23 protein-coding genes are annotated in these 24,846 nt (G+C 66.7%); 8 read left to right on the top strand and 15 right to left on the bottom strand.

The window, feature by feature from the left end; genetic code table 11:
• Positions 1–72: 72 nt before the first annotated feature.
• Together NV1_RS17425 and NV1_RS17420 are read right to left on the bottom strand one after the other, a co-directional pair.
• Positions 73–528 carry a universal stress protein gene (locus NV1_RS17425; RefSeq protein ID WP_067892505.1) on the bottom strand — a complete coding sequence of 152 codons (456 nt, stop codon included), beginning with the start codon at positions 526–528 and terminating at the stop codon, positions 73–75.
• 493 nt (positions 529–1,021) lie between these two features.
• Positions 1,022–1,885 (bottom strand): AraC family transcriptional regulator, encoded by an 864-nt coding sequence (locus NV1_RS17420; RefSeq protein WP_245713771.1) that lies wholly within the window; start codon positions 1,883–1,885, stop codon positions 1,022–1,024.
• A gap of 77 nt (positions 1,886–1,962) precedes the next feature.
• Here NV1_RS17420 and NV1_RS17415 point away from each other — a divergent pair, with 77 nt between their 5' ends.
• On the top strand, positions 1,963–2,436 hold the full coding sequence (locus tag NV1_RS17415) for a VOC family protein (RefSeq protein WP_067892502.1): 474 nt from the start codon (positions 1,963–1,965) through the stop codon (positions 2,434–2,436).
• 182 nt (positions 2,437–2,618) lie between these two features.
• Here the strand turns inward: NV1_RS17415 and uvrB are convergent, their stop codons facing one another.
• Positions 2,619–4,790, bottom strand: a complete 2,172-nt coding sequence (gene uvrB / locus NV1_RS17410; protein WP_067892500.1) for an excinuclease ABC subunit UvrB — start codon at positions 4,788–4,790, stop codon at positions 2,619–2,621.
• Between the two features lie 270 nt (positions 4,791–5,060).
• Between uvrB and NV1_RS17405 the strand changes: the two genes are divergently transcribed.
• Both NV1_RS17405 and NV1_RS17400 read left to right on the top strand, forming a co-directional pair.
• On the top strand, positions 5,061–5,669 hold the full coding sequence (locus NV1_RS17405; protein ID WP_245713770.1) for a DUF402 domain-containing protein: 609 nt from the start codon (positions 5,061–5,063) through the stop codon (positions 5,667–5,669).
• A 45-nt stretch (positions 5,670–5,714) separates the two neighbouring features.
• Entirely contained in the window at positions 5,715–6,242 is a 528-nt protein-coding gene (locus NV1_RS17400; protein ID WP_067892497.1) for a ribonuclease FAU-1 family protein, read from the top strand.
• A 4-nt stretch (positions 6,243–6,246) separates the two neighbouring features.
• Here NV1_RS17400 and coaE read toward each other — a convergent pair whose 3' ends face one another.
• A complete protein-coding gene (gene coaE, locus NV1_RS17395) occupies positions 6,247–7,434 on the bottom strand; it encodes a dephospho-CoA kinase (RefSeq protein ID WP_067892516.1) in 1,188 nt (395 codons plus the stop codon).
• A 308-nt stretch (positions 7,435–7,742) separates the two neighbouring features.
• On the opposite strand from coaE, the gene NV1_RS17390 reads away from it, so the two are divergent.
• On the top strand, positions 7,743–7,958 hold the full coding sequence (locus NV1_RS17390) for a hypothetical protein (protein WP_067892495.1): 216 nt from the start codon (positions 7,743–7,745) through the stop codon (positions 7,956–7,958).
• 10 nt (positions 7,959–7,968) lie between these two features.
• Here NV1_RS17390 and NV1_RS17385 read toward each other — a convergent pair whose 3' ends face one another.
• Positions 7,969–9,498, bottom strand: coding sequence for a phospholipase C (locus NV1_RS17385; RefSeq protein ID WP_067892493.1), 1,530 nt, complete (start codon positions 9,496–9,498; stop codon positions 7,969–7,971).
• 202 nt (positions 9,499–9,700) lie between these two features.
• On the opposite strand from NV1_RS17385, the gene NV1_RS17380 reads away from it, so the two are divergent.
• Positions 9,701–11,959 (top strand): MMPL family transporter, encoded by a 2,259-nt coding sequence (locus NV1_RS17380; RefSeq protein ID WP_067892490.1) that lies wholly within the window; start codon positions 9,701–9,703, stop codon positions 11,957–11,959.
• Here NV1_RS17380 and NV1_RS44565 read toward each other — a convergent pair.
• Both NV1_RS44565 and rpsA read right to left on the bottom strand, forming a co-directional pair.
• Entirely contained in the window at positions 11,905–12,537 is a 633-nt protein-coding gene (locus NV1_RS44565) for a TetR/AcrR family transcriptional regulator (protein WP_067892488.1), read from the bottom strand. The two genes, NV1_RS17380 and NV1_RS44565, sit on opposite strands and share 55 nt — an antisense overlap.
• Positions 12,538–12,620: 83 nt before the next feature.
• Positions 12,621–14,102, bottom strand: coding sequence for a 30S ribosomal protein S1 (rpsA, locus tag NV1_RS17370; protein ID WP_067892485.1), 1,482 nt, complete (start codon positions 14,100–14,102; stop codon positions 12,621–12,623).
• Between the two features lie 279 nt (positions 14,103–14,381).
• On the opposite strand from rpsA, the gene NV1_RS17365 reads away from it, so the two are divergent.
• Positions 14,382–15,281, top strand: a complete 900-nt coding sequence (locus NV1_RS17365; RefSeq protein ID WP_067892483.1) for a class I SAM-dependent methyltransferase — start codon at positions 14,382–14,384, stop codon at positions 15,279–15,281.
• 10 nt (positions 15,282–15,291) lie between these two features.
• Here the strand turns inward: NV1_RS17365 and NV1_RS17360 are convergent, their stop codons facing one another.
• The 4 genes from NV1_RS17360 to NV1_RS17345 form a co-directional block, all read right to left on the bottom strand.
• Positions 15,292–16,044, bottom strand: a complete 753-nt coding sequence (locus NV1_RS17360) for a hypothetical protein (RefSeq protein WP_067892481.1) — start codon at positions 16,042–16,044, stop codon at positions 15,292–15,294.
• A gap of 191 nt (positions 16,045–16,235) precedes the next feature.
• Entirely contained in the window at positions 16,236–16,418 is a 183-nt protein-coding gene (locus NV1_RS17355) for a type II toxin-antitoxin system antitoxin (RefSeq protein WP_067892479.1), read from the bottom strand.
• A complete protein-coding gene (locus NV1_RS17350; RefSeq protein WP_067892477.1) occupies positions 16,418–17,359 on the bottom strand; it encodes an SPFH domain-containing protein in 942 nt (313 codons plus the stop codon). Before NV1_RS17350 ends, NV1_RS17355 begins: the two co-directional genes overlap by 1 nt.
• Positions 17,360–17,618: 259 nt before the next feature.
• Positions 17,619–18,989, bottom strand: coding sequence for an FAD-binding oxidoreductase (locus tag NV1_RS17345; protein WP_067892474.1), 1,371 nt, complete (start codon positions 18,987–18,989; stop codon positions 17,619–17,621).
• A gap of 71 nt (positions 18,990–19,060) precedes the next feature.
• Between NV1_RS17345 and NV1_RS17340 the strand changes: the two genes are divergently transcribed.
• Positions 19,061–19,969, top strand: coding sequence for a LysR family transcriptional regulator (locus tag NV1_RS17340; protein WP_067892472.1), 909 nt, complete (start codon positions 19,061–19,063; stop codon positions 19,967–19,969).
• A gap of 118 nt (positions 19,970–20,087) precedes the next feature.
• Here the strand turns inward: NV1_RS17340 and NV1_RS17335 are convergent, their stop codons facing one another.
• From NV1_RS17335 to NV1_RS17320, 4 genes are all read right to left on the bottom strand, one after another.
• Positions 20,088–20,840: an amino acid ABC transporter ATP-binding protein gene (locus NV1_RS17335; RefSeq protein WP_067892514.1), complete on the bottom strand. Its 753-nt coding sequence runs from the start codon at positions 20,838–20,840 to the stop codon at positions 20,088–20,090.
• Between the two features lie 41 nt (positions 20,841–20,881).
• Positions 20,882–21,838: an amino acid ABC transporter permease gene (locus NV1_RS17330; protein WP_067892470.1), complete on the bottom strand. Its 957-nt coding sequence runs from the start codon at positions 21,836–21,838 to the stop codon at positions 20,882–20,884.
• A gap of 4 nt (positions 21,839–21,842) precedes the next feature.
• Complete coding sequence (locus NV1_RS17325; RefSeq protein WP_067892468.1) at positions 21,843–22,751, bottom strand: ABC transporter substrate-binding protein; 909 nt, start codon at positions 22,749–22,751, stop codon at positions 21,843–21,845.
• Positions 22,752–22,904: 153 nt separating this feature from the next.
• Positions 22,905–23,984, bottom strand: coding sequence for an isocitrate/isopropylmalate dehydrogenase family protein (locus tag NV1_RS17320; protein ID WP_067892512.1), 1,080 nt, complete (start codon positions 23,982–23,984; stop codon positions 22,905–22,907).
• A gap of 446 nt (positions 23,985–24,430) precedes the next feature.
• On the opposite strand from NV1_RS17320, the gene trxA reads away from it, so the two are divergent.
• Positions 24,431–24,805, top strand: a complete 375-nt coding sequence (gene trxA / locus NV1_RS17315) for a thioredoxin (protein ID WP_067892466.1) — start codon at positions 24,431–24,433, stop codon at positions 24,803–24,805.
• Positions 24,806–24,846: the final 41 nt, after the last annotated feature.

Raw genomic sequence — 24,846 nt, 5'->3', positions numbered from 1 at the left:
GGCCGAGTCTCGAGGGCCGAACGACGAGCCTCACAGCGCCGAAACCCCGCCGCAGCGAAGCGGAGGCCGAAATTACCGCACGGTGTGGACGATCAGTACGTCCGAGCGGGACTTGCGAGCGACGTCCGAGGGCACCGAGCCGAGCAGACGGCCGGCGAGGGTGTTCAGGCCGCGGTTACCGACGACCAGCAGATCGGCCTGCACCTCCTTCACCAGGGACAGCAGCGATTCGACGGGCTCGCCGACGATCGCCTTCTCCTGCACATCGGTGGCGCCCGCCGCGTGGGCCTTGTCCCGGGCGACGCGCAGGATCTCGTTGGTCGGCGCCGAGCCGCGGACCTGGTAGGCCTCGTCCTTCAACACATCGGTCGCGGCGGCAACGTCACGATCGTCGGTCGGGTAGTAGGCACAGGCGACATACAGGGTCGCGCCGGAGGCCCCGGCCAGGGCGGCGGCCTTCTCGACAGCGACGTACGACGAGTCCGAGCCATCGGTACCGACGACAATGGACCGGTAGGCGGTGGTCATCTTTCCTCCAAACGTACAAGTGGTCGGATGCCGGCGCATAACGTCCGCGACTGCGGGCGCCGCGCGGCAACTGCGCTAGACCATAACCGTTACCGAGTCGGAAAAATCCGAAATTGCATCACATCACATCCGGCTGCCGTGTAGCGCGTGCCACACATTCGCCGAAGCGCTCCGCGAGGGCCCGAACTACCAGCACGAATCTCCGGTGCCGCCAACCGCTGCGGCGACGTACGCCGCAATCGCGAACGGTCTTGCAGCACTGGGATTCTCATCACAGTAGTGCTGTTCGGCGTGCCGTCGGGCCCGGCCCGTGAGGAAGCTCGGCGACCACGGCCACCAGGCCGGGAGTGAACAGCATTTACCCGCTCACGTAGACCCGCTGGTAGTTCGCCCGGAAATCCCGCGTAATTGTAGTGAATTACACCAAGTTTCGTCGTGACGGCGGATGTCCCGAGATACCGGCCGACGTACTGGGCAAATGCGTCGTGCGGGGTCAATCCGCCGAGCGTGCGTATTCCAGTGGCGCCATTCCCACCTCGAGGGCGAACTCACGGGAGAAGTGGGCCTGATCGAAGTAGCCGAGATCCAGCGCCAGAGCCGCCAGATCAGCGGTGCGGCCGTCGGCGAGCAGTTGCGCACCGTCCTGGAGGCGATAGCGGCGCAGCACCCACTTCGGATTGGCGCCGACATAACGCCGGAACAGCCGTTGCAGGGTGCGGATCGGCACTCCGAAGCGTTCGGCGACCTGGTCGACGCGGAGCAGATCGCGGTCGGACTCCATGGCCGCGATCATTCGCAGCAGCAGTCGGTAGTTGTCGTCCACGACGGCCGTGCGCGCCCGCTGGGCGAAGAAGTTCTCGACCGCATCGCGACGCCGCTCGGTGGTGGGCTCGGCGAGCACCCGCTCGGTCAACCCGGCCGCGTGCGGCAACACTTCGACGAGGTCTATCGCCGAATCCCGGAACGAGGCCACATCGAGCCCGGTGAACGCGCCGAAACCACCGGGCCGGAACTTCATCGCGAAGGTCTCGCCTTCCTCGGCCAGCTCGCGGGTGAACTTGGTGGTGCACACGCCGTTGACGAAACCACCGGTCCCAGCGGTCGTTCGCTCGAAGGTCAGATTGACGCTCGGGAACGGCAGCACCTCGGCCACGAACGGCGGGCAACCCCGCAGATCCCACCGCACCTCCCAGTACCACTCCACGAACCGGGACAGTTCCGGGCCCGCGGGAGCCCTGGTCAGGGTGCGATGCCGAGCCTGCGCGCGCGGATGCAGAATCCCCTTGACGACCTCCGGTGGCGGTATCGGAACACGTTCCAGCGCAAGATCTTTCGCGTCCTCGCCGACGGTGTTCAACGGTGCGCTCCGCTTGCTCGGGCGAGCTGTCGCGTTCTTACAAGATCCGCCGCGCGCCAACCGGCAGAGTCGTGCCCATGACGAACACCGTGAATCCGATCCCCGAGGGCTATCACTCGATCAACTGTTTCCTTGCCGTGCCCGATGCCAATGCGGCCATCGAGTTCTACGGCGCGGTTTTCGGCGCGGAGGTACTGAGCCGCAACGACCTCCCCGACGGCCAGGCCGCACACGCCGAATTGAAGGTCGGCGATTCGACCTTCCAGATGGGTATGCCCATTCCCGCGGAGGGAGTGCTGGCTCCCGCCGCGGACTGGGTGCACACCAGCATCGTCCACTACTGCCCCGATGTGGACGCGGTCACGAAACTCGCCCGCGAGCACGGCGCCAAACGCGTCGGAGATCCGCAGACCTTCGTCACCGGCGACCGATACGGCCTGGTCATGGATCCGTTCGGACACCGTTGGGTGGTCATGACGCGAGTCGAGGACATCTCGCGCGAGGAGGGCGAACGCCGCGTGAACGAGTGGATGGCGAGCCAGTCGAGCTGATCCACCGCACCGGGCACGGCCCGCACCGCCCCGGCGGACACCGGGACCCAGGCACACCTTCCCTGTGCGCACAACAGCGTGCACGTGTGCCTGGGCCCCGGGTTCCGCCAGGGCGTCATGCCCCACCGCGACCGAAAATCCGGGCGGTACGGGAGCCGGGCCGAAACCCAGTGGAACGGTACTCATTTCAACCCGGCCGCGTCCATTCCGCGCAGTTCTTTTTTCAGATCGGCGATCTCGTCGCGCAACCGACCGGCGAGCTCGAATTGCAGCTCACGTGCGGCGTTCATCATCTGGTCGGTCATCTCCTTCACCAGATCGGCCAGTTCGGCCCGCGGCATGGACTTGATGTCGCGGCCCTCGTAGACGCCCGCGCTGACCGCCCGGCCGGGTTCGCCCTGGGCGCGACGGCCGCGGCTGGCATTGCGGCCCGACCCGCCGATTTCGACCTCCGTCTCGTCGGCCTCGCGATACACCTGGTCGAGGATGTCGGCGATTTTCTTGCGCAGGGGTTTCGGGTCGATTCCTTTCGCCTCGTTGTAGGCGACCTGCTTGGCGCGACGTCGCTCGGTCTCCTCGATGGCATTGCGCATCGAATCGGTGACCTTGTCGGCGTACATGTGCACCTCACCCGAGACGTTGCGGGCGGCGCGGCCGATGGTCTGGATCAGGCTGGTGGTACTGCGCAGGAAACCTTCCTTGTCCGCGTCCAGGATCGCCACCAGCGACACCTCGGGCAGGTCCAGGCCCTCGCGCAGCAGATTGATGCCGACGAGCACGTCGTATTCGCCCAGCCGAAGCTGCCGCAGCAGTTCCACGCGACGCAACGTATCGATCTCCGAGTGCAGATACCGCACTCGCACACCGAGTCCGAGCAGATAGTCGGTGAGATCCTCGGCCATCTTCTTGGTCAGCGTGGTGACCAGGACCCGTTCGTCCTTTTCGGCGCGGAGGCGGATCTCGTGCACCAGATCATCGATCTGGCCCTTGGTCGGTTTGACCACGACGTGCGGATCCACCAGACCGGTCGGCCGAATGACCTGCTCGACGAATTCACCGGAGGTCCGGCCGAGCTCGTAGGGACCGGGGGTGGCCGACATGTAGACCGTCTGGCCGATGCGATCCGCGAACTCCTCCCAGGTCAGCGGACGGTTGTCCACCGCGGATGGCAGCCGGAAGCCGTACTCGACGAGGTTGCGCTTGCGCGACATATCGCCCTCGTACATGCTGCCGATCTGCGGGACGGTGTTGTGCGACTCATCGATGATGAGCAGGAAATCCTCGGGGAAATAGTCGATCAGGGTCGCCGGTGCCGAGCCGGCCGCGCGGCCGTCGATATGCCGGGAGTAGTTCTCGATACCCGAGCAGAACCCGACCTGCCGGATCATCTCCAGGTCGTACTGGGTGCGCATGCGCAGACGCTGCGCCTCGAGCAGTTTCCCCTGCCGTTCGAGTTCGGCCAGGCGATGTTCGAGCTCGACCTCGATATCGGCCACAGCCCGCTCCATCCGCTCCGGACCGGCCACATAGTGCGTCGCCGGGAAGATCCGGACCATATCCACCTGCCGCACCACATCCCCGGTCAGCGGGTGCAGATAGTAGAGCGCCTCGATCTCGTCACCGAAGAATTCGATCCGGATCGCGAGCTCCTCGTAGGACGGGATGATCTCGACCGTATCGCCGCGCACCCGGAACGAGCCGCGGGTGAAGGACATGTCGTTGCGGGTGTACTGCACATCGACCAGCAGTCGCAGCAACCTGTCCCGATCGACCTCACCGCCGACCTCGAGCTGCACGGAACGGTCCAGGTAGGACTGCGGAGTACCCAGGCCGTAGATGCAGGACACCGAGGCGACCACGACGACGTCCCGGCGGGAGAGCAGGCTCGAGGTGGCCGAATGGCGCAGCCGCTCGACATCGTCGTTGATCGAGCTGTCCTTCTCGATGTAGGTATCGGTCTGCGCGATGTACGCCTCGGGCTGGTAGTAGTCGTAGTAAGAGACGAAGTACTCCACCGCATTGTTCGGCAGCATCTCGCGCAACTCGTTGGCCAGCTGTGCGGCCAGGGTCTTGTTCGGGGCCATGACCAGGGTGGGGCGTTGCGTACGCTCGATCAGCCAGGCCGCGGTCGCGGATTTACCGGTGCCGGTGGCGCCCAGCAGGACGACATCGCGCTCCCCCGCCCGCAACCGCCGATCGAGCTCCTCGATCGCGGCGGGCTGATCGCCCGCGGGCCGGTGCTCGCTGATCACCTCGAACCGCCCCCCGGCCCGCTCGATCTCGCCGATGGGCCGGAACTCCGAATGCGCCAGCGGTGTGTTGCCCTCGGCGGGCAGCTCGGATGCGAAAGCCATGGTTCACAGGGTAGGACCACCCACCGACAACAATCACCGCTCGATGCCCGCACCGTCACCGCCCCGGATGCGCCGCTCGGCCCCGCGGTTGCCGCCGATCACCTGGGAATGATCACCAGATGTCCGAAATGTCCGGTGACGCAACGGAGTTCGCGATCGGTGCCGAATTCGTCACGACGCGCGAGATGGGCGTTTACGGTCCGGCGCGGCAGGCAATCCAGGTGTACTGTCGATCCGGTTTCCCAGGAAGTTCCAGATAGGGGCAGTGCAATGACGAGTCTCAACCCATTGCGCAACGCGGCACGCAACCTGCTCTCCACCGTGCACACGCACGGCCCGTCGCAGCGTCCGAGCCCTGCCGCCGCACCGGCGCGCACCCCGCGCAAACCGTCGATCGAGTACTTCGACATCGCCGACTGCACCAAGACCGACGCCCGCGGCTTCGTCCACTCGGTGGAGAGCTATCACACCGAGCCGTGGGGCCTCTACCTCGTGCGCGCGGCCGACGCACCCCCGGATCGCTTCACCGAGGCCTGGCTGCTACCGGATCCGGCGGTGCGGATCACGATGAGCCACGCGAACAACGCACACGATCGCGACCCGATCTACCACGTGCGCGTCGGCGAGTACACCCGCCTCGAGCCCAAGCGGTGGCGCGCGATCGACCACTACATCGATATCGTCTCCCGCAACGGCCACACCCCCGAGCTGCACGGCCTGGAGGATCTGTTCGCCGCACACGACGCGGGCTACGTCGACGCCGCCGAGGCCCAGCGCATCATCGAACGCGCCAATTCGGTGGTCGCCGGCATCGTCGCGCACGACCGGCACGTCGAGCGCTGGCTCGGATCCGAGGGCATCACCCTGACCTGGTTGTAGCAGCAATCCTGAACCGCCGGGCGATGCCGGGTAGATTCTCGGGACATGTCCCAGGTGCCAGCGGTTCATCTGCATCGACCCAAGGTCGAGTACTTCGACATCGGTGAGCTCACCAACACCGACCCGAAGGGGTTCGTGCGGACCGTGGAGCGGTATCACGTCGAGCCGTGGGGGCTGTACATGGCCCGCACGGCCGACCATCCCGAATTCCACTATCTCGAATCCTGGCTGCTGCCCGCGGTATCGTTGCGCGCCACCGTCTTTCACTACACGCCAGCGCATCACCGGGATCAGGACTACTACATCGATATCGGTGAATTCGGCGAGATCGAACCGGGCCGGTGGCGCTCGATCGACCACTATCTGGATCTCGTCGTGCGCACCGGCCGCGATGTGCGGCTGCTCGATGTGGACGAACTGCTCGCCGCGCACGCCGCCGGATATCTCGATCTGCCGCAGGCACAGGGAGCGATCGAGGTCGCCGTGGCCGCGATCGATGGCATCGCGCGGCACGGACACGACTTCGGCCGCTGGATCGAAGCGTCCCAGGGCGTCACGCTGACCTGGCTGTAGCCGGTCAGCCGGCCTGCTCGGCCCAGGTCAGCACGCGGGGATAGATCTCGTCGAACCACGGGGTCTTCACGTCGATGTACGCCGCGATCGCCGCCTCGCCGGTAAGCCCCGCCGCGCTCGCCTCGGCCTTGCGCTTGACCGCCAGATACTCCTCGCGCGCGGCGGGATCGGCCCGCAGCCAATCCCGGAAGGCGAGGGCGAAGCGCTGTCCGGGCCGGCCGTCCACCCGGATGTGCACGTTGGCGGGTCGGGCCGGATCGGCATTGCCGTGAATCCGCTTGGCCCACAGCGCCGGATCGGTTCCGGCTCGCGGATCGTCGGTGAGGTGCCGCCCGCGCGGAAACCCCGCGTCCTGCAACGCATCTCGGAGCCCATCCGCGGTCTTCAGATCGGCCACGGTGATCTGGATGTCGATGACATCCTTGGCGGGCAGTCCGGGCACGGCCGTCGAGCCGATGTGATCGATCCGCAGCGCGGCGGCGCCACAGGCCAGGGCGAGCCGGGCGATGATCCGCTGCGCCTGCGCGGGCCATGACGGATCCGCGGCGGTCAACCGCACCGGGCCGCGCTCGGGCAGGGTCCGGGTGCGCAGGTTGTGTTCGAACGGCACCAGCCGCTCGTCCCACAGCGCACGCACCTGCGGTTCCAAATCCTCCGGAACACCCGAATTGTCCAGCAGCACATCGGCGACCGCTCGCCGCTGTTCGTCGGTCGCCTGGGCCGAGATCCGGGCCAACGCATCCTGGCGGGAGATGCCGCGGAACTCCTCGAGCCGGTGCACCCGCGTCTCCAACTCCGCCTCCACCACGACGACCAGATTCGTCATCGCCGCGAGTCCGTTCTCGACCAGCAGCGGAACATCCTGCACCACAATGCCGTCCGCGGGCGCGGCGGCGATGATCTCGGCGGTGCGGGCGCCGACCAGCGGATGGGTGATCGAGTTCAGCTTGCCCCGGGCCTCGTCGCCGGCGAATGCCTTGGCCGCCAACGCGGGACGATCGAGACTGCCGTCCGCGGAAAGGATGTCGGCGCCGAACGCCTCGACCAGCGCGGCCAGTCCCGGGGTGCCCGGCGCCACCACTTCGCGGGCGATCGCATCGCTGTCGACCAGGACCGCACCGCGTTCCACCAACAGCCGCGCCACCGTCGACTTACCCGCTCCCATGCCTCCGGTGAGACCGATACGCAACATCGGACCAGTTTCGCATCCGGGCGGGGCGCCGGCCCGCCCGACCCGGCCGCACCCGGCGGCCGAACCGGCACGAACATGCGGAATACCCACACCCACAATGCCTTTCACACCGTTTCCGGATACATTTCTCATTCCGTGACGGCAGCGATATCAATTCGCAACTTTTCCAGCCGATACCGACCTGTGGTCCGAGAATTTCCGACACGCAAGGACACAAGTCGATCAAAATCGTCGATCACACACTTTCGTTCCGCTAATCTTTCGCCGCAGGCGATCCAGGCCACAGACGAGCAAGCGAAGGAACAGCATTGGGCATCCGAAACATCCAGACGGGTCGCCACCGAGTTGGCACGCCGGGCGGGGTGCACTGCCTCGAAATCCCCGCCGTCGCGGCCGCATTGGCGGCATACCGCCGCACCTGGCTCATCGCCCTGATCAATCCGGCCCGGCACAGCTGGGCCGCCATGCGACGCCGCACGGCCATGGCCGCGGTGCCCTGGGTTCCCGCGACCGCCATCGGCTGACGCTCGCGAATTACACCAGCCCGCTCGGCCGGCGTCGGGTGCCGGGCCGCTGCGTGGGCATCGCATTGGGTGGCACCGGATAGGGAATGCCCTTGTCCTCCGTACCCAGCACGATATTCGGACCGCACTGCGCCAATGCCGCGGCCGTACGGGAATTCGGGTCGGAGATTCGCGGCCGGGCCTTGTCGGGGGCGGAGCCGAAATCGAAGGCCGAGGTCATATCGCCGACGGTCCGGCGGCGCCAGGCCGTCAGATTCGGTACGTCGACGCCGAAACGCCGCTCCAGCAAACGCAACTGGGAGGTGTGGTCGAAGGTCTGCGAGGCGACCAGCCCACCGCGCGAGTACGGCGAGATGACCAGACACGGTACGCGGTAACCCAATCCGATCGGCCCCGCGACGCCCTTGGCCGCGGGAACCCGCTTCAGGTCGGCGGACAGATACTCCCCCGGCGTACCGTGCGGTGCCGTCGGCGGGGTCACGTGATCGAAGAATCCGCCGTTCTCGTCGTAGCTGACGATCAGCGCGGTCTTCTCCCACACCTTCGGATTCGAGGTGAGGATGTCCAGGACCTGCATGATGCCGACCGCGCCGAATGCGGGCGGGAGAGCCGGATGTTCGCAATTCATCAGCGCCGGAATCACCCAGGAGACCGACGGCAGTTTGTCGGCGGCCACGTCGGCGGCGAAATCGTTCGGAAAGACCGGAGCCTTACCGCGCCGCGCGAGTTCGGAGTTCGGATCGGCGGCCTGTTTGAAACAACTCAGCATGCCGTCCAGGAAGACCGAGGAGATCGGACCCACGTCGCGGTTGTTGTACATCTTCCAGCTGACCCCGGCCGCGGAGAGATTCTCCGGCATGGTGCGCCAGCTGTAGGCGTTCTGCGGCAGGGTCGTCGGCGTATCCACCAGCGGGCCGCCCGCCACCCCCTCGGGATCGATGTGCGCGGACATCCAGTACAGCCGGTTCGGGTCGGTCGGGCCCAGCACCGAGCAGTGGTAGTGGTCGCAGATCGTGAACGCCTCGGCCAGTTCGTGGTGGATCGGGATGTCCTCGCGGGTGTAGTAACCCATTGCGGCAGGGCCGTTTCCGGCGCCGACGCTCGCGATCGACATCGGCATCCACCGGTCGTTGCGCCCGCCGTTCCAGGATTGGTGCATTCCGGGCCAGCTGTGGTCCGGATCGTTGATACATTCCCCGTCCAGGCTCGCACCGCGATTGGTGTCGAGCCGGAACGGCAGAATGTATCCCTCCGCACTCGGCCCGACGCCCGGGGCGTACCCGTATTGTCGCCAGGCCGCCGATTTGTCGCCGAAGCCCCGGACCCCGGACATCGTCCCGAAGTAGTGGTCGAACGAACGGTTCTCCTGCATCAGCAGCACGAAGTGTTCGATATCGCCGAGCCCGCCCATACCGGCCGGATCGGCCGCGTACGCGCGTTCGATGATCGGATTCGCCAGCGAGGCCAGTGCCGCGGCCCCGCCCGCCGCCATCGCCTTGGCCAGGAAATCCCGCCGATTGATCCCCTCGAAGAGACTCATGCCGCCCCGAACCCTTTCCGAACTGTGAAATGACTCAATTTCAGTTGTGTCGATGACGCTACCGCACAACCTATCCGGTCGCGGCGCACGCTGCGCGCGATGCCTTCCAGCCATTCCTGACAGTCACTTGCATGTACGCCCGGCGGGTCTCTATGGTGAGTCATACCTGACAGTGACTTTCAGGTATCCACAGGGAGGCACGATGACACATACCGCTACGCCGAGGCGATCCGCGCCCGCCGCCGAGCCCCGGCTCCGCGCCGCTGGGCGATGGGGCAGATTCATCGCGCGCCACCACCGGATCGTCCTGTGCGCATGGCTGCTGCTCGCCGTGCTGTGCGGTGCGGGCTATCCGACCCTGCACACTCGCCTCGGCGCACCCGACTACACCCTGCCCGGGTCCTCGTCACAGACTGTCGATCACCTTGTGACGCAGCACTTCTCGCGAACCGGGATCGAACAGGATCTGCTCGTCTTCCACTCCCCCGGGTATTCCGCCGACAGTCCGCAGTTCCGCGCCGCGATCGATCGCGCCCTGCCCGCCGCCCGCGCGGTCACCGGGGTGGTGACGGCGATCGGGCCGTTCGACGGCTCGGCGAGCATGCAGATCTCACGGGACCGGCACACCGCTCTCGCCGTGGTCGGCGTCGACGGGTCCATGTCCGCGCGCAACGACGTGGCCCAGCGGTTACAGAAAACGATTGCGGCCGTGTCGGATTCGGTCGTACAGGTCTCGGTCACCGGATACTCCCCGGTCCAGGCGGATCTGATGCGGACCGAGACCGCCGATCTGTCCCGCGCGGAGGCCATCGGCGTCCCGGTCGCGGCCGTACTGCTCGCGTTGGCGCTCGGCGCTACGGTGGCGGCCGCGATCCCCATCACGGTAACCGCCGCCGGAATCGCGCTCGCGGTGGGAATCTTGTTCGGGCTCACCATATTCCTGAGTTTCGACTCACTCGTGCTGTCCGTGGCGACGATGATCGCCACCGGAACCGCGATCGATTACGCGATGTTCATCGTTAGCCGGTTCAACGAGGAGCTGACCCGGCGCGGCGTGCGCAGCCGACGGGAGCGCGAGGCCGTCGGCCGGGCGGTCGGCGTCGCCATGGACACCGCCGGGCGAACGGTCCTCGCCTCGGGGTTGATCGTCGCGATCTCGCTGTGCTCGCTGGTCGTGGTCGGACTGCCCATGCTCGACGGTGTCGCGGCCGGGGTGCTCGCGGCCCTGTTCGCGACGCTCACCAGCGCATTCACCCTGCTGCCGGCCATGCTGAGTCTGCTGGGGCCCGCGATCAACCGGGGTGCCCTGCCAACTCGGCTACGTCCGGCCGAGACGCGGTCGACGACGGCCTCGCACGGCTGGGCGCGATGGGCGCATGCGGTCATGCGACGCCCCGTGCTGTTCGGCTCGGCCGGTGTCGCCGTGCTGGCCGTAGCGGCGCTGCCGCTCACCGGATTGCGCTACGGCGTCGATATGGGCTTGCGGTCGGTGGCCGGGCAACCTACCGGCCAGGCCACCCGGCTGGTCCAGGAGAACTTCGGTCCCGGCCTGCTCGCCCCGATCGAAGTGGTCGCGACCGGTGCAGACGACGACCCGCTCACCCCCGCGGGTTCGGCCCAGGCCGATCGGTTCATCGCGGAACTGTCGCACGATTCGCGCATCGCGACGGTGTTGTCCCAGCCGGGCGACGGACGGTTGCTGGCCGTCGTGGTACCGCGAGAGTCGTTCGACTCCACCGGAGTTTCCGGCCTGGTCTCCGATATCCGTTCCCGCGCAGAGAATGTCGGCTCGGCACAGATCCTGGTGGGCGGCACGACGGCCACCTTCGCCGACGTGTCCGCGCGGATCACCAGTCGCTTCCCGTGGGTGATCACGCTGGTGTTGAGCGTCTCGCTGATCTTCCTGGTCATCACGTTCCGCAGTATCGTCTTGGCGCTGAAAGCGATTGCGCTCAATCTGCTCGCCACCGGCGCGGCGCTGGGGCTGACCGTGCTGGTCTTCGAACACGGAGTGGGCGAATCCGTACTCGCTTTCCACAGCACGGGTTTTCTACAGGTCTACCTGCCCATGCTGGTGTTCGCGGTGCTGTTCGGGCTGTCGATGGATTACGAGGTGTTCCTGATCCGGCGCATGCGCGAGGCGTGGGATCACCACGCGGACAACGCTTCCGCGGTCGCCGAGGGCCTGCAGCGCACCGCGCGGCCGATCAGCGCCGCCGCGGCGATCATGGTGGCCGTCTTCGCCAGTTTCATCACCGCCGAGGTACTCGAACTGAAACAGATCGGCTTCGCACTCGCCGTGGCCATCGCCCTCGACGCCCTGATCGTGCGGCTGGTGCTGGTACCCGCGTTCATGCGACTGTTCGGCCGCTGGAACTGGTGGCTGCCCCGGCTACCGATACCGCGTCACCGGAAGATCGCTTCGACCGCATCGATGATCGAACCCACCGCTTCGCGGTAGACGTCCTTCAAGCGTGCCGCGAAACCCGTTGCGGCCCAATGGTCCAGGGCTGCCGCACCACCCCAGATCGCGGTCGCGGCGGCCAGGCGGACGCGCAGATCGTTGTGATCGCGGCCGGCGCGATCCGCGATCAGGATCCGGACCTCGTCCTCCATCTCCCGCATCTGGCGCGTCTGACCGTCACGCACCTCCGCGATCGTGCGGACGTAGTGCAGACTGCGACGCACCCGCTGCTCGGCCTCATCGGTGACCAGCGCATCGGTGACCACCGGAACCAGCGCCCGCGCCAATGCGATCAGGGCCGGAACATCGAAGGCCGCACCCCCGCCCGCGGTGCGCAGCACGTCGAGAAGTTTGGGATCGGCCTCGTCGTAGAGGACCAGCATCTCCTTGGTACCGAAATACCGGTAGACCGAACTGGGCGAGACCCCCGCCGCGGCGGCGACCCGTTCCACGGTCACCTCGCGATAACCATGCTCGTCGAACAGATCCAGCGCAACCCGCTGGATACGGGCCATCGCCTCGTACTTCCGGCGCTCCCACAGGGTCGGTGCGGATTCCGCGGCAGACTCGGACATGTCATCGCCGAGGATACCGGGATACTCCCGGAAACGGGCGAAGGCCCCGGTCGATCGACCGGGGCCTTCGTCGGATGTGCGAATTACGCGTTGCCGGACAGCTTCTCGCGCAGCGCGGCGAGCTGCGCGTCGCTGGCCAGCGAACCACCGGCCGACTCCGAAGAGGAGGAGGACGATGACGACGACGCGTTCGACTGTGCGCCACTCTCGGAGGAGTAGTTCGACGAACCACCGTTCGCGGCCTCGGCGGCGGCGTCGGCGGCCATCTTCTCCATCTGCGCGGTGTGCATCTTGTGGCGACGCTCCGCCTCGGCGTAGCGGCCCTCCCACTCCTCGCGCTGCTTCTCGAAGCCCTCGAGCCATTCGTTGGTCTCGGGGTCGAAGCCCTCGGGGAAGATGTAGTTGCCCTGCTCGTCGTAGCTGTCGGCCATGCCGTACTTCGACGGGTCGAACTCGGCGTGGTAGTCCTCGTTCGCCTGCTTCAGCGACAGCGAGATCCGGCGACGCTCCAGGTCGATGTCGATGACCTTGACCATCGCGTCGTCGCCCACGGCGACAACCTGGTCCGGCACCTCGACGTGGCGCTCGGCCAGCTCGGAGATGTGCACCAGGCCCTCGATGCCCTCCTCGACGCGCACGAACGCACCGAACGGAACCAGTTTGGTGACCTTGCCGGGCACGATCTGGCCGATGGCGTGGGTGCGGGCGAACTGACGCCACGGGTCTTCCTGAGTCGCCTTGAGCGACAACGAAACCCGCTCGCGGTCCAGGTCGACGTCGAGAACCTCGACGGTGACCTCCATACCGACCTCGACGACCTCGGACGGGTGGTCGATGTGCTTCCAGGACAGCTCGGAGACGTGCACCAGACCGTCGACGCCGCCGAGATCGACGAACGCGCCGAAGTTGACGATCGAGGACACGACGCCCTTGCGGACCTGGCCCTTCTGCAGCTGGTGCAGGAATTCGCTGCGAACCTCGGACTGGGTCTGCTCCAGCCAGGCACGGCGGGAGAGAACCACGTTGTTGCGGTTCTTGTCCAGTTCGATGATCTTGGCCTCGATCTCCTTGCCGACGTACGGCTGCAGATCGCGCACCCGGCGCATCTCGACCAGCGAGGCGGGCAGGAAGCCGCGCAGGCCGATGTCCAGGATCAGACCGCCCTTCACGACCTCGATGACGGTGCCCTTGACGGCCTCGTCCTTCTCCTTGAGCTCCTCGATCGTGCCCCACGCCCGCTCGTACTGCGCGCGCTTCTTCGACAGGATCAGGCGGCCTTCCTTGTCCTCCTTGGTGAGAACGAGGGCCTCGACCTCATCGCCCACGGAAACGACCTCGTTCGGGTCGACATCGTGTTTGATGGACAGTTCGCGGGAAGGGATGACGCCTTCGGTCTTGTAACCGATGTCGAGCAGAACCTCGTCGCGATCGACCTTGACGATGGTGCCTTCGACGATATCGCCGTCGTTGAAGTACTTGATCGTCTTGTCGATTGCGGCGAGGAAGTCCTCGGCGGAGCCGATGTCGTTGACGGCTACCTGCGGCGAGGTGACGGTGGTGGGCATATGTTGGGTTGCTCCGGACGGATTGTGGTCGGTAGTGGACATTGGAACTTTCGGTTTCGCTGCTGACTCACAGCCATGGGAACTACGTTGGACCTGCACAGCACATCGCCGCGACACAGCACAACGCTGTACTCATTACCTGGACTCACAGCTCACGAGTGACATCAGCAATCACGTACCCGGTACGCGAGCACTGAAGACACTCGCGGGAAACAGCGTACGCGACGTGCGTTGTACCAAGCAAACAAGGGTCCCCCGGTATGTCGATACCCTTCCATCATGCCTCGAGACCGTCCCGATTTCTCCTCCGAAGAGCGTCACGCGCAGGCCACCGCCGCGCTCGGCACGACCGGAGTGAGCCGCACCCGCGTCGACTCCGGCGCCAGCGCCCGCGCCAGCCGGGCCTGGTGGGACGCCGATGCGGCGCAGTACCACGACGAACACGCCGACTTCCTCGGCGTGGACTCCCCCGAGGGCGAATTCGTCTGGTGCCCCGAGGGATTGCACGAGGGCGACTGGCATCTGCTGGGCGACATCGCCGATAAGCGGATCCTGGAGATCGGCTGCGGATCGGCCCCGTGCTCGCGATGGCTGGCCGCGCACGGCGCGCATCCGGTCGGACTGGATCTCTCGCGCGGGATGCTCGAACGGGGGCTCGCCGCCATGGCGCGCGGCGGTCCGCGGGTGCCGCTGGTGCAGGCCGGCGCGGAGGAGTTGCCGTTCGCCGACGAATCGTTCGATCTGGCGTGTTCGGCCTTCGGCGCGGTGCCCTTCGTCGCCGATTCCGCCCGCGTCATGCGCGAGGTGGCACGAGTGTTGCGGCCCGGCGGGCGCTGGGTGTTCTCGGTGAATCATCCGATGCGCTGGATCTTCCCCGACGACCCCGGCCCGGACGGGTTGCGCGCGACCATGCCGTATTTCGACCGCACTCCCTACGTCGAGGTCGATGACGAGGACAACCCAACCTACGTCGAACACCACCGCACCGTCGGAGATCGGGTGCGCGAGATCGTGGCGGCCGGGCTGGTCCTGGTCGATCTGATCGAGCCCGACTGGCCGGAATGGCTCGACCGCGAATGGGGGCAGTGGAGTCCGCTGCGTGGCGAAATCTTTCCCGGCACAGCGATTTTCGTCACCGAGAAGCCGATCAGCGCCCGCCGTCCGCACCCCCGGGACTGAGTGCGGCGCCCTACGCCTTGGGGATCGGCATCGTCTCCGGGGAGGCCGGAGCCGACGCGATCGGCATCGCCTCGGTGGCGGCGCTCTCGCTCGCCGCGTCGGCCTTGGTCCCGCTCGAACCGGAATTCGCGCTGCCGCTCGTCTCCGCGGCGCCCACTTTCGCGCCGACCGCGGCCGGCCCGGTGAACGGGGGCAGGGCGGCGTAGCGGGGGTCGATCTTGGCGGTCCGGCTGGCGTGCACGATCCAGGCGCGGGCGCGGGTGAGGGCGTGACCGGGGAACATCGAGTCCCAGCGCATGTCGTCGGCGGCGTTGTAGGGCAGTTTGCCCCGGACTTCCGGCGCGTACGGGTGCGGGGGGAACATGTTCGGGAAGCCGACCTTGGGTACCACCGCCGCCTCCCGGGCGCCGGGCCGCCCGTTCTCCGGGCACATGATCTTCAGGATCGCGCTGCAGGTGGCCTTGGGCACCACGATCCCGGCGGTGAATCCGAGACCCGATTCGCGGTCCGGCAACGGGAACTTCTCCAACCGCAACAGCGCAGGCTGGCCGTTCACCGTGATGGAATGCGCCTCGAGCAGACAGCCGAATTCGGCTTGCAGCTCGGTGAGCCGACGGCGCAGCGTGTCCTCGTCCTCGAGCGGCGCAGGCAGATCGGGCACCGCGTCGATGTAGGTCAGCGTGATGATGTCACGAGTCTTCGGATCCCCCCAGGTGTTCTGGTCGAGCTGTTGCAGTCCCCCGGTTTCGAACGAGATTGGCACGCGACCACGCTACCTATCCGTGGTGTCCACGCATGTCCTGGGGCGTTTTGTGCTCAATACGTGACGTGTTGGTAACCAATCCTGGACAAAACCGACGTTTAGTTTGTTTCCTCCCCGGGCACTTGCCCGAGCATGCCGATGGGCCGTGGTTCGCGAACCACGGCCCATCACTTTCTCGCATCCGCACTCGGTCAATCCGAGCCCGGCGCGGCTCGCGGTTTGGGTGATCGGCCCGCCTGCTCGAGGGCCCTTCGCAGCGCGTACTCGATTTGGGCGTTCACACTGCGCAGATCGTCGGCCGCCCACTTGGCGATCGCCTCGTGGACGGCCGGATCCAGGCGCAGCAACACCTTCTTGGGCTCGCGCGCGACCATCAGGCGTACAGGGTCCCGGTGTTGACCACGGGCTGTGCGGCACGATCCCCACACAGCACAACCAGCAGGTTCGACACCATCGACGCCTTGCGCTCCTCATCGAGATCGACCATGCCCTCGTCGGAGAGCCGTTGCAGCGCCATGCCGACCATGCCCACGGCCCCGTCGACGATCCGGCTGCGCGCGGCGACCACCTGACTGGCCTGCTGACGCACCAGCATCGCCTGGGCGATCTCCGGCGCGTAGGCCAAGTGGGTGATCCGGGCCTCGAGGATCTCGATACCGGCCATTTCGGTGCGCTCGCGCAGTTCCACGGTCATCTCCTCGGCCACCTCGGTGCCGTTACGCAGGCTGGTGCGCGGCTGATCCCCGGCGGAAGCCTCGGACGCGGCGAAGGTCGCCTGAGTGACCGCCGCGGCCACCGCGTCGGGCGCGGCATCGTACGGGTGCGTGGTCGCCAGATGCCGGACCGCGGTCTCGGACTGGGTGCGTACGTACTCCTCGTAGTCGTCGACCGAGAAGGCCGCCTTGAAGCTGTCCACCACGCGATAGACCACCACGGCCGCGATCTCGACCGGATTGCCGTCCGAATCGTTGACCTTCAGCTTCTGGGTCTCGAAGTTGCGCACTCGCAACGAGATTCGCCGCTTGGCCGTCAGCGGGACCACCCAGAAGAATCCGGCATCGCTGACCGAGCCGATGTACTTGCCGAAGAACTGCAGCACCTTCGCCTCGTTCGGCCCGACGGTCGTCAGCCCGGTCAGCGCGAGCACCGCCAGACCCAGCACGACATATCCGACCACGGCCCCGCCGGCCACACCGTCCCCGTTCGCCGCCGACCCCGACGCCGCGATCCCGCCGATCAGCCCGGCTGCCCCGACGACCAGCAGTAGCACGAGCATCAAGAACCCGTTGACCCGAAAGGCCCGCCGCAACTCCATGACATCCTCCCAATATTGAAGTGATATCACTACAATATCGTTCTGAAGTCTCGGGTGTCCAGCGGTCGCATGCCCCGAATCACCGGGGCACACGCCGGGCCGGAGCGCCACCGCGGCCGGCGGGACCGACCACTCCGCGCCGGACATCCCGGACTTCGCCGCAGGTCTCATCACCACGGGCGCGCTCGACGCCGAACGGACCGGCCACCGCGCGACTGCCCGCTCACATCCGAAGGGGTCGCGAGCGAGCCAGGCGGGATCAGGAACGGGCCGGGCGGATGTTGCGGTTGTAGCGGAACAGGTTGGCCGGGTCGAGATCGGATTTGAGGGCGGCCAGGCGGGAATAGGTGGCCGGGGTGTAACCGGCGCGGGTCTGCGCCTCGTCGGCTCGCTCGCCGGCACCGTAGAGGAATGTGGGGATGTGGCCGATCGTCCAGGAGGACAACGCTTTTGCGATCACGTCGTGGTGGTCGCCGACCGCGGCGCCCTCGCCCTCCGGGCCGGTGATGAACCGGGCGAGGTATTCCGCGTCGCGGTTATCGACCGCGACGTTCGCCGGGCCCGGACGACGCAGCGCACCGCCGAGATGACGGAGACCAGCGACCACCGGCACCGGACTGTCCGGACCGGTCACGTCCAGAAACGCCTGTGCCGCGTCGGCGGTCAACTCCGGCAACAAGGCGTTGGTCGCGGTGTAGGCGTGCGGGAAAGGCGGGTCACTGTAGATCGTGTGGGTGTCCGCATAGGGCATCACACGCAGGTCGTCGGCCAGGCGGGGCCCGATCGCGCGCAGCGGCGCGACGAGCCGTTCGCCGTCCCGCCCCGAACCGGTGTACGCGATGTTGACCGTCGCGATGTACCTGCCGCGCAACGGTTCCGGGATCACCGGAAGGTCGGGCATGGTCATCACCGTGATCGCCGAGGTCAGCTCCTCGGGCAGGTCCCAGGTCCACTGCCGCCACGCCTCGAGGGCCGGTTCCACGAGTCCGGCGTCGAAGATCAGCCGACCGCCGTAGACGGCCGAGACCGGAAAGAGTTCGACCTCGAGAGCGGTCACCACGCCGAAATTGCCGCCGGTGCCCAGAACCGCGCCGAACAGTTCGTCGCCCGGGGTGAGTCGGCGCAATCGTCCGTCCGCGGTCACCAGTTCGACCGCCCGGACGTGGTCGGCGGCATAGCCGAAGGTCCGGGCCGCAATGCCGAGACCGCCGCCGAGGTGATAGCCCACCACCCCGACGCTCGGCGATGATCCGTTCAACGGCGCGAGTCCGTGCGCCACCGCCGCCTCGATCAACGCCTCGGCCCGCACACCCGCTGCCACCCGGGCGGTACGAGTATCCGGATAGACGGCGATCTCTCGCATTCGCCGCGTACTGATCAGCACTCCGCCGTCCGCGGCCACCGACAGCCCGTGCCCGGTCGCCTGCACCGCGACCGGAAGCCCGTGCCGCGCTGCGTATTCCACCGCACTGCGGACGTCTTCGGCATGCAGTGCGCCGACCACCAGGGCGGGCCGATGGGTGTAGGCGGTCTGGAAGCCCGCGACCTCCTCGTCGTATCCGGGTGTGCCCGGCTGGAACAGCGGCCCGGTGACTTCGGGAAGTTCGGGGAGCAAGCGCGTAGTGGTCATATTTCGTACTCTGCCCGTGCGCGATTCAGAAGTAAAACAGATAGTTCTTCTCATGTCTATAATTTCCAGTTATGGAACTGCGCCAGCTGCGCTACTTCGTGACCGTGGTCGAGGAAGCGAATTTCACCCGGGCCGCGGCTCGCCTGCATCTGACCCAGCCCGGCCTGTCGGCCCAGATCCGGCAGCTGGAGAAGGAGGTGGGTCAGCCACTGCTGGATCGCTCCGGCCGGTCGGTCACCCCGACCGCGACCGGCGCCGCGGTGCTGCCGCATGCTCGCGCGGCATTACAAGCGGCACAGCAGATTTCACATACCGTGGACGAATTCACCGGCCTGCTGCGCGGCCACGTCCGGATCGGGCTCATCTCCGGTGCGGCCCTCGGCGAGGTGGATATCGCCGCTGTGCTCACAACCTTCCACCGCGATCATCCGCAGGTCGGCATCACCCTGACCGAGGACACCTCGGACCGTATGCTCGCCGCGGTGGTGCGCGGCGATCTCGATATCGCGCTGGTCGCGTTGACCGGGGCCGAACCGGATCCCGGCCTGGGTGTGGACATCGTGTTCGACACCCGCGTCAACGCCGCCGTCGCCGCCGACGACCGGGAATTCGGCGCTCGGACAACGCTGGCCGACCTGCGCGACCACCCGCTGATCTGCCTGTCCCGTGGCACCGGGATTCGCGGTGTCCTCGAACGCGCTTGCGCCGAAGCGGGTTTCGAACCGCGCGTCGAATTCGAGGCGGCGGCACCGCCGTTGTTGATCCGTCTCGCCGCCGGGGGCCTGGGCGTGGCCGTAGTCCCCGATCTGTCCCCGGCACAGGCCGCGGCCGAGGGCGTCCGCATGGTCGAGATCGACCCCGAACTACGCGGCCGCCTCGCCCTCACCTGGCGTGCGGACCGCCCGGCGGCCCCGGCCGCGAAAGTACTGCTGGGACAGCTCCGTATCGCACTGGCCGCACCGCGAGCACAGGCCGGCTGAGCCCGCACGTGATCGTGGTCACGCCGAGGTCCGCCTCGTGCGCCGGCACGAAAGTCACTTTCTCCAACGCAAATCGGCGACCTCCAGGGCATGGTGCACACCCGGACTCCGCACCCCGCTAGAGAATTCGGGACAGGAACGTCTTCGTGCGCTCGTGCTGCGGATCGGAAAGCATCTTGCGCGGCTCGCCCGACTCCACGACCACGCCGCCGTCCATGAAGACCAGCTGATCGGCGACCTCGCGGGCGAACCCCATCTCGTGGGTGACCACCACCATGGTCATCCCCGACGCGGCCAGCTCGCGCATCACGCCCAATACCTCGCCGACCAGTTCGGGATCCAGCGCCGAGGTCGGCTCATCGAACAGCATCAGCTTGGGGTCCATCGCCAGTGCCCGCGCGATCGCGACCCGCTGCTGCTGGCCGCCGGACAGCTGCGCCGGATAACTACCGGCCTTGTCCGCCAATCCGACCCGGTCGAGCAGCTCCTCCGCGCGGCTGATCGCCTCGGCCTTGCGGATCTTCTTCACTTGGGTCGGCGCCTCGATGACGTTCTCCAGGGCCGTGCGGTGCGGGAACAGGTTGAAGTGCTGGAACACCATGCCGATATCGCGGCGCTGGCGCGCGGCCTCTCGCGGATGCAGCTCGTAGAGCCGTCCGCCCTTCTCCCGGTAGCCGACCAGATCGCCGTCGACGTACAACCTTCCGGCATTGACCTGTTCGAGGTGGTTGATACAGCGCAGAAAGGTCGACTTGCCCGATCCCGACGGACCGATCAGGCATGTCACCTCGCCGCGCCCCACCTCCAGCGAGATGCCCTTGAGTACCCGCAGGGCGCCGAAGTTCTTGCACACCTGCTGCGCGCTGATCATCGAGGCGCTGTGCCCCTGTGCGGAATCGGTTGCGGCGAAGGTCATTTGCCCACCTCCGTCAGAGCGGTCGACTCGGCCAACGCGCGCAACTGGCGCGCGGTCAGGCGCCGGGTCACACCGCGCGAGTAGTACCGCTCGAGATAGTACTGACCGATCATCAGCACGCTGGTGATCGCCAGATACCAGGTCGCGGCAACGAGCAGCAACGGCACCGGCCGGAAGTTGACGCTCGAGATGTCGTGCGCCCGGCCGTACAGATCGGTGGTCAGCGGAATCGCCGTCACCAGCGACGTGGTCTTGAGCATGCTGATCAGCTCGTTACCCGTCGGAGGAATGATCACCCGCATCGCCTGCGGCAGCACGGTGCGCCACATCGTCCGCGACCACGACATCCCCAGCGCGTAGGATGCCTCCCGCTGCCCCTCGTCGACGGAATTGATTCCGGCGCGGACGATTTCGGCCATATAGGCCGACTCGTTCAGCCCGAGGCCGATCATGGCGAACAGGAAGGGCGCCTGCCACTGCTGCACGTTCCAATGCGTCAAATGCGGTCCGCCGAACGGGATTCCGAGCTCGATCACCTTGTACAGCGACGGGAACAGACCCCAGAAGAGCAATTGCACGTAGACCGGAGTACCGCGGAAGATCCACAGGTACCCCCACGACACCGAGCGCAGTACGGGGTTCGGCGACAACCGCATCACCGCCAGGGTGACACCCAGCACCACGCCGATCACCATCGCGAGCACGGTCAGTTCGAGAGTGACCAGTGCGCCCTCGGCGATCCGGGTATCGAACAGGTAGTCGCGGTAGGTGCTCCACTGGTAGCCGTCGTTGGTGGCCGCACCGTAGACGAACAGCGCGAGCAGGATCCCGATGACGATCGCGGCCACCCACCGGCCCGGCCGCCGCAGCGGCACCGCCTCGATCGGCGCGGGCTCGGCGGGTATGTCGACCGCCCCGGCGGTGCGCGCGTTGTCGGGGTCCGCGGAACTCATCGAATCAGCCCTTGGCCCCGTTGATTACCGACTTGGTGATCGCACCCTGTTCGACGCCCCAGTTCTGGGAGATCTTGCGGTAGTCGCCGGAATCCATCAGATGTTGCACCGCCGCCTGCAATACCGGACCCAGCGGCGAACCCTTGGCCACCGGCCAGCCGTACGGCGCGGAGGAGAAGATCGGACCGTCCGTCTCGATCTTGTCCTTGTTCTGCTTGACCGCGTACGCAGTCACCGGCGAATCCGCCGAGAAGGCGTCGACCTGGCCCAGCACCAGCGCATTCGCCGCGGCGGCCTGATCGTCGAAGGCCACGATATCGATCTTCGCCTTACCCGCGTCGGTGCAGGCCTTGCTCTTGGCCGGGAGTTCGTCGGTCTGCTGCACAGTCGTGCGCTCGACCGCGACCTTCTTACCGCAGGCGTTGTTCGGGTCGATGGACGCGCCCTTCTGCTGGGCCCACTGACTGCCCGCGGAGAAGTAGTCGACGAAATCGACCGACTTCTCGCGGTCGGTGTTGTCGGTGAACGAGGACATGCCCAGGTCGTAGGTGCCCGCCTGAATGCTGGGAATGATCTTCTCGAAATCCGCCTGCTGATAATCCGCCGTCAGCCCCAGGGTGGTGGCCACCGCGTCCATCAGGTCCACGTCGAAACCGACGATCTTGCCCGAGGACGGATCGCGGAACTCGTTGGGCGAGTACGGGATATTGACCCCGACCACGAGCTTGCCTGCCTGCTTGACCTTGTCCGGCACCTGCGCCGCCAGGGCATCCACCTTGCTGACCTGCACCTTGGCTACCGCAGGGGCGGTGCTCTCGGTGTTCTTCGTACAGCCCGTCAGCAGCAACGCGCCACCGGCGACAACACATGCGGCTCGCAGAACGTACCCGCGAGCTCCGGATCGAACAGACACAGCAGCCCTCCATGTTTGGGTGAGCGACAATTTCAACGCTGTCGCCCGCCGTTCGAAATGTATGCGATTCGAACCGACTGTGCCGGTCGGTTACCGAAGGTTAATGCTCGCTGGGTGCGGCGAGCGCCTATACGCGCCGAGTCCGGAACCCTATCACCAGCGATGCACACGCGCGCGGACCTGCTCGGTGAACTCGCTGGTGGAGGCGAGCCCACCCAGGTCCGCCGTCGCGATGCCGGCCTCGAAGGCCGCGGCCACGGCGCGTTCGATACGTTCGCCCGCCTGGGTCAAGGTCGGCTCCGCGCGATGGGATCCCAACCAGCGCAACAGCATTGCCGTGGACAGTTGCAGTGCCGCCGGATTCGCGCGATTGTGCCCGGCGAGCACCGGCGCCGCACCGTGGACGGCCTGGGCCATCGCCTGGGTACGTGAGCAGTTCAGCGCGGCGGCGGTGCCGAGCGATGCGCCGAGTTCGGCGGCCAGATCGGACAGGATGTCGCCGAACAAATTCTCGGTGACCAGTACGTCGTAATCCCCCGGCGCGCGCACCAGGTGTGCGGCGGCCGCATCGACGTGCTCGTCGTCCACCCGCAGGCCGGGATAGCCCGCGGCCACCTCGTAGCAGACGTCGCGGAACAAGCCCATCGTCATCGGCAGCACATTGGCCTTGTGCACGATGGTCAGATGCTTGCGGCGAGTCGATGCCAGCGCACAGGCCTCGCGCGCGATCCGCACACAGGCGTCTCGGGTGATCACCCCCACCGACATCGCCACATCGGGTGTCGGCCGGAACTCGCCGGAACCGGCGAACATATTGCGATCGGCGTAGAAACCCTCGCTGTTCTCCCGCACGATCACCAGATCGGTCTCCGGCGCGATCGCGCGCACACCGCGGAACGCCCGCGCGGGACGGATGTTCGCGAACAGGTCGAACCGCTTGCGGATCGCCCCGCCCGGCGGCGCCGATGTACGGAATTCCGGTGCATACGAGGCATTGTCGTGCGGACCGAGAATCCATCCGTCCAACCCTGCCAAGGCCTCGAGCGTCATCAGCGGCAGCGGATCGTCGAATTCCTCGATCGCACGCTGTCCCATCGGCAGCCGCACCCATTGCACAGTCGGCGCCCCTGCCGCCCCCAACGCCTCATCGGCCACCTCCCGAGCGGCGCCCACCACCTCCGGCCCGATACCGTCCCCGTCGATCAACCCCAGCCGAACCGTCTCCGAAGTCACCACCCCATCCTCGACGCCGGCCCCGGACCACCCGCATCCGGGTCATCCCTCGCCACGCCAAGCAACCTATCGGCAAGCAGGTGTCTGCCGCTGATCGGGCGTTGTCCTCACACCGTTCCGGCGCACCCGCAATTACCGGCGCCGACGGCGATCACCACGCGAATCGTGCAAAAAGTCTTCCCACACGCACTAGCGTGCAATTGTGACGCTCATCGCCTCACGACGATTGATCTCGTAACCACATGGGTAACTCCCCGGGAACGCCCGAAAACCAACCACGCTCGCAACCACCGGCCCGACGCGACAGCCCGAGGCGCCGATCGACACGTTGAAGCCCCGGGGAGGCTGGTAAGCAGTCCCGGGGAGCCGAGCCGTTCCCCGGGGAGGCGGGAAGCACAGGGCATGGTTATGCGTTGTACAGGGCGCTACCAACAGGAGAGGACCCCATGGCCACCCAGACTTTGACCGCTCAGAATTTCGATGAGGTCGTCACCGGAAACGACGTCGTGCTCGTCGATTTCTGGGCCGACTGGTGCGGACCGTGTAAGCAGTTCGCGCCGACCTACGACAAGTCCTCGGACAAGCACCCCGATGTGATTCACGGCAAGGTCGACACCGAGGCCGAGCAGAGCCTGGCCGCCGCGGCCAACATCCGCTCGATCCCGACGATCATGGCTTTCCGCGAGGGTGTGCTGGTGTTCGCGCAGCCCGGCGCGCTGCCGCCGGACGCCCTCGAGGATCTGGTCACTCAGGTGAAGGCACTCGACATGGACGACGTCCGCAAGCAGATCGCCGAGCAGTCCGCGGAACAGGGCGAGTAAGACTCGACCCTGCCACGCATCTCGCCCCCGCCGCGTCGTTC

Origin of the sequence: Nocardia vaccinii NBRC 15922 (assembly GCF_001613305.1) — a bacterium.
Classification (GTDB): Bacteria; Actinomycetota; Actinomycetes; order Mycobacteriales; family Mycobacteriaceae; genus Nocardia; species Nocardia vaccinii.
This window is presented reverse-complemented; position numbering and strand designations above follow the sequence as displayed.